The sequence below is a fragment of the Accumulibacter sp. genome (assembly GCF_023806565.1).
GTDB lineage: Bacteria > Pseudomonadota > Gammaproteobacteria > Burkholderiales > Rhodocyclaceae > Accumulibacter.
In genome coordinates this window covers 23975-36253 of record NZ_JAMTDV010000131.1, presented here as the reverse complement: position 1 = coordinate 36253, position 12279 = coordinate 23975, and the positions used below count along the sequence as shown (strand labels likewise).

General features: G+C 63.6%; 13 protein-coding genes. 2 read left to right on the top strand and 11 right to left on the bottom strand.

The features are described from left to right. Window positions 1-12: 12 nt before the first annotated feature. The gene (locus NFV80_RS15800) at window positions 13-1125 is read right to left on the bottom strand and encodes a DegT/DnrJ/EryC1/StrS family aminotransferase (protein ID WP_295331154.1); all 1113 of its coding nucleotides are present in this window, start codon (window positions 1123-1125) and stop codon (window positions 13-15) included. A gap of 263 nt (window positions 1126-1388) precedes the next feature. On the opposite strand from NFV80_RS15800, the gene NFV80_RS15795 reads away from it, so the two are divergent. Then, entirely contained in the window at window positions 1389-1727 is a 339-nt protein-coding gene (locus tag NFV80_RS15795; protein ID WP_295331151.1) for an EscU/YscU/HrcU family type III secretion system export apparatus switch protein, read from the top strand. Between the two features lie 55 nt (window positions 1728-1782). Then, entirely contained in the window at window positions 1783-2583 is an 801-nt protein-coding gene (locus NFV80_RS15790) for a flagellar brake protein (RefSeq protein WP_295331149.1), read from the top strand. 99 nt (window positions 2584-2682) lie between these two features. Here NFV80_RS15790 and frdD read toward each other — a convergent pair whose 3' ends face one another. From frdD to gmk, 10 genes are all read right to left on the bottom strand, one after another. Next, window positions 2683-3051: a fumarate reductase subunit FrdD gene (frdD, locus tag NFV80_RS15785; protein ID WP_295331146.1), complete on the bottom strand. Its 369-nt coding sequence runs from the start codon at window positions 3049-3051 to the stop codon at window positions 2683-2685. Next, window positions 3048-3446, bottom strand: a complete 399-nt coding sequence (locus tag NFV80_RS15780) for a fumarate reductase subunit C (RefSeq protein ID WP_295331142.1) — start codon at window positions 3444-3446, stop codon at window positions 3048-3050. The genes frdD and NFV80_RS15780 overlap by 4 nt, the downstream gene beginning before the upstream one ends. Beyond that, the gene (locus NFV80_RS15775; RefSeq protein ID WP_295331140.1) at window positions 3443-4192 is read right to left on the bottom strand and encodes a succinate dehydrogenase/fumarate reductase iron-sulfur subunit; all 750 of its coding nucleotides are present in this window, start codon (window positions 4190-4192) and stop codon (window positions 3443-3445) included. Before NFV80_RS15775 ends, NFV80_RS15780 begins: the two co-directional genes overlap by 4 nt. Beyond that, the gene (gene frdA / locus NFV80_RS15770; protein WP_295331138.1) at window positions 4185-5972 is read right to left on the bottom strand and encodes a fumarate reductase (quinol) flavoprotein subunit; all 1788 of its coding nucleotides are present in this window, start codon (window positions 5970-5972) and stop codon (window positions 4185-4187) included. Before frdA ends, NFV80_RS15775 begins: the two co-directional genes overlap by 8 nt. Before the next feature lie 85 nt (window positions 5973-6057). Continuing rightward, on the bottom strand, window positions 6058-6819 hold the full coding sequence (gene rquA, locus NFV80_RS15765; protein ID WP_295331136.1) for a rhodoquinone biosynthesis methyltransferase RquA: 762 nt from the start codon (window positions 6817-6819) through the stop codon (window positions 6058-6060). A gap of 138 nt (window positions 6820-6957) precedes the next feature. Beyond that, complete coding sequence (locus tag NFV80_RS15760; RefSeq protein WP_295331135.1) at window positions 6958-7746, bottom strand: TatD family hydrolase; 789 nt, start codon at window positions 7744-7746, stop codon at window positions 6958-6960. Between the two features lie 99 nt (window positions 7747-7845). Then, a complete protein-coding gene (locus NFV80_RS15755; RefSeq protein ID WP_295331134.1) occupies window positions 7846-9081 on the bottom strand; it encodes a D-amino acid dehydrogenase in 1236 nt (411 codons plus the stop codon). Further along, window positions 9078-11285, bottom strand: coding sequence for a bifunctional (p)ppGpp synthetase/guanosine-3',5'-bis(diphosphate) 3'-pyrophosphohydrolase (locus NFV80_RS15750; protein ID WP_295331132.1), 2208 nt, complete (start codon window positions 11283-11285; stop codon window positions 9078-9080). The genes NFV80_RS15755 and NFV80_RS15750 overlap by 4 nt, the downstream gene beginning before the upstream one ends. A gap of 31 nt (window positions 11286-11316) precedes the next feature. Beyond that, a complete protein-coding gene (gene rpoZ / locus NFV80_RS15745; protein WP_295331130.1) occupies window positions 11317-11523 on the bottom strand; it encodes a DNA-directed RNA polymerase subunit omega in 207 nt (68 codons plus the stop codon). An 18-nt stretch (window positions 11524-11541) separates the two neighbouring features. Beyond that, window positions 11542-12150: a guanylate kinase gene (gmk, locus tag NFV80_RS15740; RefSeq protein WP_295331128.1), complete on the bottom strand. Its 609-nt coding sequence runs from the start codon at window positions 12148-12150 to the stop codon at window positions 11542-11544. Window positions 12151-12279: the final 129 nt, after the last annotated feature.

Here is a 12279-nt window from a genome sequence, read left to right as displayed (position 1 = left end):
ATCGGTAGCCGTTCAGACGAACGCCGCGATGACCTCGATGACGCGATCGACCGCCTGGCCGTCCAGGTCGGGATGGATCGGCAGACAAAGGACCTGTTTGGCGATGCTCGTGGCAACCGGCAGATTGGCTGGCGCTGCCGAGGCCAGCCCCCGGTACATCGGGAGCTCGCTGATCGGCGGGAAGAAGTAGCGACGAACGTAAATGTTGTTGCGGCGGAACTCGTCGTAAAGCTGGTCTCGCGACAACGGGTAGTCAGGGCCGATCAGCACAGGAAAATAGCCACCGTTCGAGCGGACACCATCGGCGCTCGGCAGACACTGCACGCCCGGAACGCTGCGCAGCGCCTGACGATAGCGCCGGTCGATCTGGTTGCGGGCAGCGATCGCCTGCTCCACATGCCTGAGTTGCAACAGGCCGAGAGCTGCCTGAAACTCGTTCATCTTGCCGTTGATGCCGGGAGCCACGACCGTGATCTCGTCGGCGAAACCGAAGTTCTTGAGGTAATCGATGCGCTGCTTGATCCGGGCGTCGCGCGAGATGATCGCACCGCCTTCGAAAGTATTGAACACCTTGGTCGCGTGGAAGCTCACCACCGCCAGGTCGCCGAGTTCCAGCAGCGAGTGTCCGTCGACCGAGACGCCGAAGGCATGCGCGGCATCGTAGATCAGCTTCAGCCCGTAGGTGTCGGCGATCTGCTGCAGCCGGCCACTGGCACACGGATTGCCGTAGCAATGCACGGGCAGGATCGCCGTCGTGCGTGGCGTGATCGCAGCCTCGACCAGCTCCTCATCGAGGTTGCAGGTATCGCGACGGATGTCGACGAATACCGGCTTGATGCCGTTCCACAGCAGCGCGTGCGTCGTCGCGGCGAAGGTATAGGGTGTGGTGATCACCTCGCCGGTGATCCGCAGCGCCTGCAATGCGGTCATCAGGGCAAGCGTGCCGTTGGCGAACAGGGAGACCTGGGGCACCCGCAGGTACTGCCTGAGCGCCTCCTCGAACTGCTCGTGGAACGGGCCGCCGTTGGTCAGGCGCCGGCTCTCCCAGATTTCCTGCAGATACGGCAGAAATTCGTCCAGCGGTGGCAGGTAGGGACGGGTGAGATAGGTCGGCTTGTCTTGCATTGGTACCTGCGCGAAGGGTGGCAAGGCATTCCGCCGCATTATGCACCCACTGCCGCAATTTGGACTGTTGACTTGTGCCAGGTCACCGGCACGCGCACCAGAGCGGGCACCCGGAACCCAGGACGAACGGCAAAGCGATTGCAGCAGTGAGAAGCGCCGGCTAAGATGGCACTTGCCGCGATGCCGTGATTGGCGAGCGCTCGGTGGCCGGGCATCGCGCTGCGGAAGGATCGCTGTCCCGGCACTACAGGGAAACGTGGAACATGCCCAAAGCGTCAACCGGACCGCTCAAGAACGCCGTTGCACTCGCCTACAGCCAGACCGACGCGGCGCCGCGCGTAGTCGCCAAGGGCCGTGGTCTGATCGCCGAGCAGATCATCACGCGAGCACACCAGAGCGGTGTCTATGTGCATGAGTCCGCGGAGCTGGTTGCCCTGCTGATGCAGGTCGACCTCGACCAGCACATCCCGCCGCAGCTCTATCTGGCCGTCGCCGAACTGCTGGCCTGGCTTTATCGACTGGAAAGCGGCCAGGCGGCGGCAATGCCACCGACGACCATCGCCAAATCACCGACGATTCCCCCCGCCGGGCTTCCTCGGTGACCGCGCGGCCGGTTTTGCTTTACACTCGCCGCTCCAGCCGATGCCAGGAAAACCAATGGAAGACACGGACCTTGCGCCATCCCCAGAGCAGGCGCCGACCCGCTTCGAAATCGAGCAGCCCAAGGACTACGGTCAATATCTGTTGCACGCAAGAAGCGAGATTGCCGCGGTGCTGCGCACCCTGGTCGAGCGCCGGGCGCTGGTCGGCGTCTATTTCAACCATGGCCGCTCTTTCCTGCTCACTTCGCTGCTCCGGGTTGACAGCGAAAACAATGAGATTCTTCTGGATTCCGGACGCGAGGAAGAGACCAACCACCAGGCACTGCTCGCCGAGCGACTGCTGCTCAGCGCGACCGTCGACAAGGTCAAGGTGCAATTCACCGTGAGCAAACTCGCCGAGACGCAGTACGCAGGACTTCCCGCGTTCCGCGCGGCGCTGCCCGAAACGCTGCTGCGACTGCAGCGCCGCGAGTATTTCCGCCTGACGACTCCGCTTACGAAACCGGTCCGGTTCGTCGCCACGTTCCGGCGCAAGGACGGCAGCGCGCTGCTGATCGAGGCGTCCTTGCTCGACATCAGCGGCGGCGGTGTCGGCCTGATGGCAACGCCCGGCCTGGCGGCCCTGCTCGAGCGCGGATCGGTCATCACCGACTGCAAGATGGCGCTTCCCGACGAAGGGTTGCTGGTCGCCAATCTGTGCGTTCGCAACAAGCAGGAAGTGACGACCCGCGCGGGAGCCCACTACGTTCGTGTCGGTTGCCAATTCATCGCGCTACCCGGAACCAGGATGAGCATGGTGCAACGCTACATCACCCGCGTCGAGCGCGAGCGCAAGGCGCGCTTGAGCGGCTTGTAGCGCTGCCGGCGACAGCTTCGGCCGCCGGCAGATCGCTTTCTCGTCGCATTGTTCGTGGTCGCTGCTGCAGTATGCAGCGGCCGCACAGCCTCCGCCCGCCTAGAAACCGATGGCCAGCAGCGCGTAGGCAGCGAGTACCGTTCCCAGCATCGCCAGCCCGTAGCAGATCAGCTTCGCGCCCGTCCCGGCATGAATGCCAATATCGTGCAAGCTGTGGAAGATGCGGTGCGCTGCGTGCCAGAGAAACAACGCGATGATCGCGAAAATGAAGCCCTTGCCGAGCCAGTTCCGGGCGAAAGCGAGCATGTGCGGGTAGCTCATGGTGTCGGCCGGCAGCAGCAGTCCGAGCGGAACCGCAAGGCCGGTGATGAACACCAGCATCGGCCCGAACAGCGCCGAGAGCATGCCGCCAGCGCCGAACAGCGCCCAGAAGATCGGTGCATTGGAACGTTTGCGCTCTTGTTTCATCGTGCCATCCCCCATACCACAGCAAGCAGGCCGAAACAGGCAGCGGTGGCCACCGCCAGACCGCTGCCGGTGATCGCCCAGGCCGAGAGACGCTGACCACCGACAATCACCGGTGGCATCGTGCGCGGCATGATCTTGAACCACGTGTAGGTGTGGTAAGTCAGCGCGGCCAGGGCCAGCAGATGAAAGCAGATGTACCACGGATTCTGCAGCGCGCTCAGCCAGGCATTCCAGGCAGCTTCACCCTGCGCCAGGCGCAACAGCCCGGTCAGCAGAATGCCGGCGTAAGCGGCGACGAAGAGGGCTGTTCCCTCGTGAATCATGTACTCGACGAAATAGGGATTCTTCCGCCACCAACCGTCCATCGAGCGAACATAGGGACGACGCTTGCTCACTTGGCACCTCCCTTCGGAGCGAGAAATCGCAGAAAGTAGTCGGCCGCACTGTTGGTCTTGTTCTGATTGACCGCGTTGGCCGGGTCGACGTGCTTCGGACAGACTTCCGAACAGTAGCCCACCGCCGTGCAGTTGAATACGCCTTCCTCGGAATTGACCAGTTCCATGCGTTCCGCCTTGGCGCCGTCGCGTGAATCGACGTTGTAGCGATGCAGCAGGGCGATCGCTGCCGGCCCGACGAAATCCGGGTTGAGGCCGAATTGCGGACAGGCGGCGTAACACAGCAGGCAGTTGATGCACGAACTGAACTGCTCGTAGGCGTCGAGCTGCTCCGGCGTCTGCAGGTACTCGCCCTGCTCCAGCGTGCGAGGCTCCTTCGGAATGATGTACGGCTGAATGCTCTCCAGCTTCTCAATGAAGCCATCCATGCTGATCACCAGGTCGCGCTCGATCGGGAAATGCGACAGCGCCTCGACCCGCACCCTGGCCGGATAATAGTCGCGCAGAAATGTCTGGCAGGACAGGCTCGGAATGCCGTTGATCATCATGCCACAACTGCCGCAGATTGCCATCCGGCACGACCAGCGGAAGCTCAGCGAGCCGTCGAGGTAATCCTTGATGTACTGCACTCCTTGCAGGACCGACATGTCATCGGTGAACGGCACTTCGAAGACCTGTCGGTGCGGCTCCCTGTCCTTCTCCGGGTGGTAGCGCAGAACTTCGATTTCGATCGTCTTTTCAGCCATGGGACGCCTTCCTTTCCTGCTCCGCCTTTTCGCCCGCAGCGCCATAGGCGCGAGTGCCGGGCTGCGACTTGGTGATCTTGACAGGGCCGTAGTCGATGCGCGGAGCGCCGTCAGCGACATAGTGCGCCTGCGAGTGCTTCAGGAAGTTGACATCGTCACGCTGCTCGAAACCGTCGAGCCGCTGGTGCGCGCCGCGCGACTCGCGCCGGTGCAGCGCCGAGTAGGCCATCGTCTGCGCGACGTCGAGTTGGTATTCGAGTTCGATCGCCAGCAGCCACTCGGTATTCCATACGCTCGACTTGTCCTCGACATTGACGTTCTTGAAGCGCGCCTTGAGTTCGTCAAGCTTGTCGCAGGTCTTCTGCATGGTTTCGGCGAGGCGGTAGATGCCGCAGCCGTCCTCCATGGTCTGCGCCATTTCCTTGCGCAGCGTCGCGATGCGTTCGTTGCCACCGGTCTTCTGCTTGAGGGCCATGACTCTTTGCTCGACGGCCCGCGCCTGTTTCTGCAGGCTCGTCGAATTGCCTGGTCCCGCCGACTTTGCGAAGCGCGCGGCTTCGACTCCCGCCACCTTGCCAAACACGCAGAGTTCGGAAAGCGAATTCGAACCGAGCCGGTTGGCACCATGGATGCCTACGCTCGAACACTCGCCCGCCGCATACAGGCCCGGCAGCGGCGACGCGCAGCGGCCGTCGACGAGAATTCCGCCCATCGTGTAATGCACTGCCGGACGCACCGGGATCGGCGTACGCGCCGGATCGACCCCGAGAAACTGTTCGGCCAGTTCGTAGATCTGCGGCAGGCGCTCGCGCAGTTTCGCCTCACCGAGGTGGCGCAGGTCGAGATGCACCACCGAACCGTGCGGCCCTTCGATCGTGCGGCCCTTCTGCTGCTCGTACCAGAACGCCTGACTGAGGCGGTCGCGCGGTCCGAGCTCCATGAACTTGTTGCGTGGCAGGGGCTCGGCCGGACCAAGACCATAATCCTGCAGATAACGATACCCATCCTTGTTGACCAGGAATCCGCCTTCGCCACGGCATGCTTCGGTAAACAGCAATCCGGTTCCGGGCATGCAGGTCGGGTGATACTGGACGAACTCCATGTCACGCAGCGGCACACCGTGGCGGTACGCCAGCGCCATGCCGTCACCGGTCACCACGCCACCGTTGGTATTCTCGCGGAATACCCGGCCGGCACCACCGGTGGCGATGATCACCGACCGCGCTTCGACCAGCGTGAATTCGCCGGTCGCGATCTCGATCGCGACGACACCCTGCACCCGTCCGTCCTCGACCACCAGGTCAACGCAGAAATGCTCGTCGAAGCGCTTGATCGCCGGATACTTGATCGATGTCTGAAACAGCGTGTGCAGCATGTGGAAGCCGGTCTTGTCGGCCGCGAACCAGGTGCGCTCGATCTTCATGCCGCCGAAGGCACGCACGTTGACGTGTCCGTCGGGAGTACGGCTCCAGGGGCAACCCCAGTGCTCGAGCTGGGTCAGCTCTTCGGTGCAGTGCGCCACGAAGTACTCGACCACGTCCTGCTCGCACAACCAGTCGCCACCACCCACCGTATCGTTGAAATGGTACTCGAGGCTGTCCGTCTGCTGTTTGACCCCCGCCGATCCGCCTTCGGCGGCAACGGTGTGACTGCGCATCGGATAGACCTTCGAGACCAGGGCGATCTTCAGCGTGGGATCGGACTCGGCGACGGCAATTGCCGCCCGCAGGCCTGCCCCGCCACCACCGACGATCACCACGTCTGCCTTGTATGTCTCCATGCTTCATCCTTTCTCGCACCGGGAATCCCCCGGCACGACCAACGTCCGAGAAGCCCTGGCAGAAAATTCCGGCAGGGCCAGCCGATTATCGACTCGCCGGCTTGCCGATCGGTCGTGCTTCGGCAACCTTGAGCGTCAACATCTGATACATGCCACCAAAGAAGCGCTGCTCGTCGACCCGGGAGAAATTCCGGTCCTTCGGCAACCAGGCGGCGATTTCCTCACTGAAAAGGTCACGGGCAAATGGTTCGAGCCGATCGAGAACCGGCGTCCAGAAATAGCGCAACGGGTTGAAGCGGCTCGGCGGCGCATAATCGACGATGGTCAGCGTACCGCCGGGGCGGACCACCCGAAACGCTTCCGCCAACGTCCTTTCACGTACTGCCTGCGGCTGTTCGTGCAGGAGAAAAAACAGCAAGGCCCGGTCGAAACTCGCGTCGGCAAACGTCAGCGCCGCGGAATCCATGCAGTGCAGCTTGATCGGGGCGGCGGCAGCCAGTTTGCCAGCGAGATTCTCCAGCTGGATCGGGAGGATATCGATGATTTCCAGTGCTCCCCCCGGAGCCACACAGGCGGCCAGGCGCGGCGTCAGATCGCCATAGGCACAGGCGATCTGCAGCGTACGCCCGGGCAGATGGTTGCCATACGCTTGCAGCACCGCGTTGCACAGGCGCTTGTAGTTTCCCCAGAGAATCAGATTGACGAGCCACTGCCGTTCGAAGACATGCACCGCTCGCGGATGAACATAGGCCCACCAGTAATGCGCCTGCAGATAGTGGGGAACGCTCGGCAGCGCCTTCTTGACCGCGACGCAGGCGGCAACGGGGGGTTCGAAGCGATTTTTCATGGGGAGGGCGCCGACCTTCGGCACGATGCCTTTCGAATATTGGTGAGCCTGGCCACGGATTATTCTTGTGCTGGCCCGTCGCCCGACCACGCTGCACAGAGTGGCTGGCCCGGGGCCGTCAGGCCGTACCCTAACCGATCAATCGAGCGAACGCAACCGAGGGAGCACCACCCCGGCATTGACCGACGTCGCCATCGCCAGATCGGCCACATCGATTCCGCGCAACTCGGCGAGCATTCTGGCGATCCCCGACAACTGCGCGGGTGTGTTCCGGCTGCCGCCCAGCCAGGCCGGCGGCATGTCCGGAGCGTCCGTTTCGAGCACGATCGAAGCCAGCGGCAGGGCAGCCGCCAGCTCGCGGATCCGCCGTGATCCGCGAAAGGTCAGCGAACCGCCGAAGCCGAGCTTGAAACCCAGCCCGATGAACTCGTCGGCCTGCTGGCGACTGCCGTTGAAGGCGTGCGCGATGCCACCCGGTACCCGGATCCGGCGCAGATTCCTGAGCACCCGATCGACCGCGCGGCGGACGTGCAGCAGCACCGGCAACTGTGCATCGCGCGCAATTTTCAGTTGTTCGACGAAAAAGTGCTCCTGCCGTTCGACATCCGGCTCGGCAATGAAAAAGTCGAGGCCGATCTCCCCCACTGCCACCACCCGTTGCGGCCCGGCCGCAGATTGTGCGATCCAGTCACGCAGATCGGCGAGCTGCGTTTCGTCCGCCTGCGCCACGCAGAGCGGGTGGATCCCGTACGCCGGCGCGCATCCGGCGTAGCGCGTGCAACAGTCACGCACTTCGGCGAAGTTCGCCCGCTCGACGGCCGGAACGACGATACGCGATACCCCGGCTGCTCGCGCCGCCGCCACCAGTTCGCCGCGATCCGCCGCAAATTCGGCCGCGGCGAGGTGGCAATGGGTATCGGTCAGCATGACGACGGATCAGCGTCGACCGCACGCCACCGGACAGCGTGCAGCGCCGGGGGAGAAGCGGCGGGCGTCTCGCATGCACATCGTTCGCCCGCGGCAGACTCAGAGAAATCGAAACGACGGCTCGGGCGTACGGCCGCTGACGATGTCGGCCAGGGCAGCGCCCGATCCGCAGGCCATCGTCCAACCGAGCGTGCCGTGACCGCTGTTGAGATACAGATTGGGAATTGCCGAACGCCCGATCAAGGGCACGTTGGACGGCGTCGCCGGGCGCAGGCCGCACCAGAACTGAGGTTCGCCAGCCGGCCGCAAAGCCGGGAAAAGCTGGTTTGCCCGATTCATCAGCGCGGCGCAGCGCACCTTGTTGAGTTCGCGGTCGTAGCCGTTGAACTCCGCGGTGCCGGCGATGCGCAGGCGCTGGCCGAGGCGCGAAAAGACCAGCTTGTGACCGTCGTCGGTCAGGCTGACACTCGGCGCGATGCTGTCGGCGCCAAGCGGCAGCGTCGCCGAATACCCCTTCGCCGGATAGATCGGCAAGCGCAGGCCGAGCGGGCGCAGCAGGAGGGGAGTGTAACTGCCGAGCGCGACGACGTAGGCGTCGGCATGGTACGACTCGCCGCCGGCCGTTACCGCGCTCACCCGTCCACCGGAGGGGGTCAGCCTGTCGACCGCGACGCCATAGCGGAAAACGACGCCGCGTTCGACACACAGCGCCGCCAGCTGCTGCGTGAAGCGATGCGCGTCGCCTGATTCGTCGGCAGCCGTGAAGTCGCCGCCAACCAGCAGCGAACGCGCCGCAGCCAGCGCCGGCTCGATCGCGATACACTCATCGACGCTGACGGCTCGTCGCTCGCAACCAAACTCGCGCAGGACGGCGGCCGCCCGGATCGCGGTCGCGAACTCGCGGCGATCGGTATATACGTGCAGGATGCCCCGTTCGAGATGATCGTAGGCGAGCGAGGTCTCGGCGCGCAGGGCCTGCAGCTGGCGACGGCTGTAGAGGGCAAGGGTGACGATCTGCCGCATGTTCTCGCGCGTTCGCCGCGGCGTGCACTCGCGCAGGAAGCGCAGACTCCAGTCGAGCAGGGCGGCGTCCCGACGCGGGCGAAAGAGCAGCGGCGCATCCTCGCGCCGCATCCACGCCAGAGCACGCAGGGGTGCGTGCGGGTTCGACCATGGTTCGGCGTGCGAAACGGAAATCTGGCCTCCATTGGCGAAGCTCGTTTCCAGCCCGGCAGCCGACTGGCGTTCGAGCACCGTCACCTGATGGCCGGCCTTGGCCAGATACCACGCACTGCTGACTCCCACGACGCCGGCGCCGAGCACGACGAGCTTCAAGCAGTCAACCCCTGATCCCGCGTGATGCGGACAACCTCCGGAATACGGCGCAGACTGCGCATCAGACGCGCCAGGGAAGTGCGACTGGCGACCTGCACGGTGAAATGCAGCGTGGTGTACATGCCCGGATGCTTGTCCTCCATATTGACGTGCTCGATGTTCGTTCCCGAACGCGAGATCTCGGTGGCAATCCGCCCGAGCGCGCCAAGCGTGTTATGCACCATGACCAGCAGGCGTACACTGAACAATTTGCCAGGCTCCGGTTCCCACTCGACGTCGATCCACTTCGTCGGCTTGACACTGCGCGCCTTGCGGATCGCGGGGCAATCGTGGGTATGGATGACCAGACCCTTGCCCTTCCACAGCGAACCAATGATCGGATCGCCCGGAATCGGCTGGCAGCAGGGCGCGAACTGAACGGCCATCCCCTCGGTACCGCGAATCACCAGCGAAGCGGGCTGTTTCTCGATCGGCGGTGAGCTTTCCTCGCGCGCCAGCAGGCGCCGGGCGACGACACCTGCCAGGCGAAAACCCAGACCGATGTCGGTATAGACCTCCTTGATCAGCTTGTTGCCGGAGTCGCGCAGCACATTCTTCCAACTCGACACCGGCAGATCCGAGGCGGCCACGCCGAGCGCCCGCAATTCCTGGTCGAGCATCTTTTCGCCGAGCGCCGTGGATTCGTCGTGCTGGACGCTCTTCAGATAATGGCGGATCTTGCTGCGCGCGCGGCCAGTCCTGACTACACTGAGCCAGGCCAGGTTCGGATGCGCGTCGGCAGCGGTAACGATTTCGACCCGGTCGCCGTTGGTCAATTCCGCCAGCAACGGCTGCGGCTTGAAATTGACTTGGGCGGCGACGCAATGATTGCCGATGTCGGTGTGCACCGCGTAAGCCAGGTCGACCGCCGTCGCCCCACGCGGCAAGGCGATGATCTTGCCCTTCGGGGTAAACACGTAAATCTCGTGCGGGAAGAGATCGACCTTGACGTGCTCCAGAAATTCGGAAGAATTGCCACTCGCGCTCTGCAGGTCGAGCAGCGAGTGGAACCACTTGGTCGTCTTCTGCTGCAGATCGGCGCCGAGCGTCTCGCTGTCCTTGTACAGCCAGTGCGAGGCGATGCCTTCCTGCGCCACCGTCTCCATTGCCTCGGTACGAATCTGCAACTCGAACGGCGTACCATGCGGACCGATCAGCGTGGTATGCAGTGACTGGTAGCCGTTGGGCTTGGGAATCGCGATGTAGTCCTTGAACTTTCCGGGTACCGGCTTGTACAGCCCGTGCAGTGCGCCGAGTGCCAGATAGGCGGTAGGGACGTCCTTCACCAGCACGCGAAAGCCATACACGTCGAGCACCTGCGAGAATGACAGGCGCTTGTCGAGCATCTTGCGATAGATCGAATAGAGGCTCTTTTCGCGACCAAAGACGCGCGCCTCGACATTCGCTTCCTGCAGCCTGCCATTGATGCCGTCGAGAATCCGCGACAGGAGCTCGCGCCGGTTGCCGCGAGCTGCCTTGAGAGCACGCGCCAGAACGCGCGCCCGCATCGGGTAGATGAGCTTGAAGGACAGGTCCTGCAGCTCACGGAACATGTTGTTCAGACCGAGTCGCCCGGCAATCGGCGCGTAGATTTCGAGGGTCTCGCGCGCGATACGGCGGCGCTTGTCGGCACGCACCGCGGCCATCGTCTGCAGGTTGTGATGACGATCGGCAAGCTTGATCAGCACCACGCGCAGATCGCGGGCCATGGCCATCAACATCTTGCGAAAATTTTCGGCCTGCGCTTCCTCGTGCGATTGAAACTCGATCTTGTCGAGCTTCGACAGGCCATCGACGAGATCGGCCACCGGTTTGCCAAAGCGCTCGGCGATCTCGCTCTTGCCGACCCTGGTATCCTCCATGACGTCGTGCAGGAGCGCGGCCACCACGCCCTCGACGTCCATCTGCCACTCCGCGATGGCCCCGGCGACGGCCAGCGGATGGGTGATGTAGGGTTCGCCGGACAGGCGCTTCTGTCCGCGATGTGCGTGCTCGCTGAAGCGATACGCCTCGCGCACGCAGTCGACTTCTTCCGGCGGCAGATAGCTCAGGCTGTCGATGAAGACCTGATACGCCGGATCTTCCTCGGGATCGGCAAGCACCAGCGCGGCTTCGGTCACCGGCGATGCCGTGGAGGATTCACTCCCGTCAACCGGAGGGTCCATGATCACGCACTGCGCAATCGTGCGATCGAGCTCAGGCCTGACCGCGGTTGAGTACCTCCAGACCCACCCGGCCACCGGCGATTTCACGCAGCGCGATCACCGTCGGCTTGTCGCGGCCGGCGTCGACCAGCGGTGATGCGCCAGCGGTGATCTGACGGGCGCGATAAGTCGCCGCCAGTGTCATCTGGAAACGATTCGGAATGCGGTGCAGACAGTCGTCTACGGTTACTCTTGCCATGCGGACCTCCCGGGGAAATCAGAGCAGTGTTGCAAACAGGATGGAATGGCGCTGGCGCTGCGCAGCGTAGCAGAGTCGGGTGGCGCGAACCACCGCGGACAGATCTTGCAGCGCGCGCTGCAGGTCATCATTGATAATAACATAGTCGAATTCGGCCAAATGGCGTATCTCTTCGCGGGCGGCGGCAACACGCCGGGCGATCGTTTCGGCGCTGTCGGTCGCGCGCGCGCAAAGGCGGCGTTCGAGGTCGACGAGCGATGGCGGCAGGATGAAGATGCCGATCGCCTCCGGGAACTGCTTCCGCACCTGCTGCGCCCCCTGCCAGTCGATTTCGAGGAGGACGTCGTTTCCCGCCAGCAGCGCAGTTTCGACGCCCCGTCGTGCGGTACCGTAATGGCTGCCATGCACCTCTGCCCACTCGAGAAATTCATTGTTCCGGGTCATACCGAGGAAATCGTCGACGGCCACGAAGTGGTACTCCAACCCATTTCGCTCACCGACACGCGGCGCGCGCGTAGTGTGAGAAATGGACACGCGGATGCCGGGATCGTTCTCGCTCAGCAGGCGCACCAGCGTCGTCTTGCCGGCGCCCGATGGCGCCGTGACAATGTAGAGATGCCCGCTCATGCTTCTCTTCCAGGAAGGCAAGGCGCCAATTGTACGCGTCACACGGTGCTATCGACGGGCAATCGGCGACCTTTTGCGCGGCGTTACCCTCGCCAGATGCTGATCGACCCTCCCGGACGGGGTGGCAGC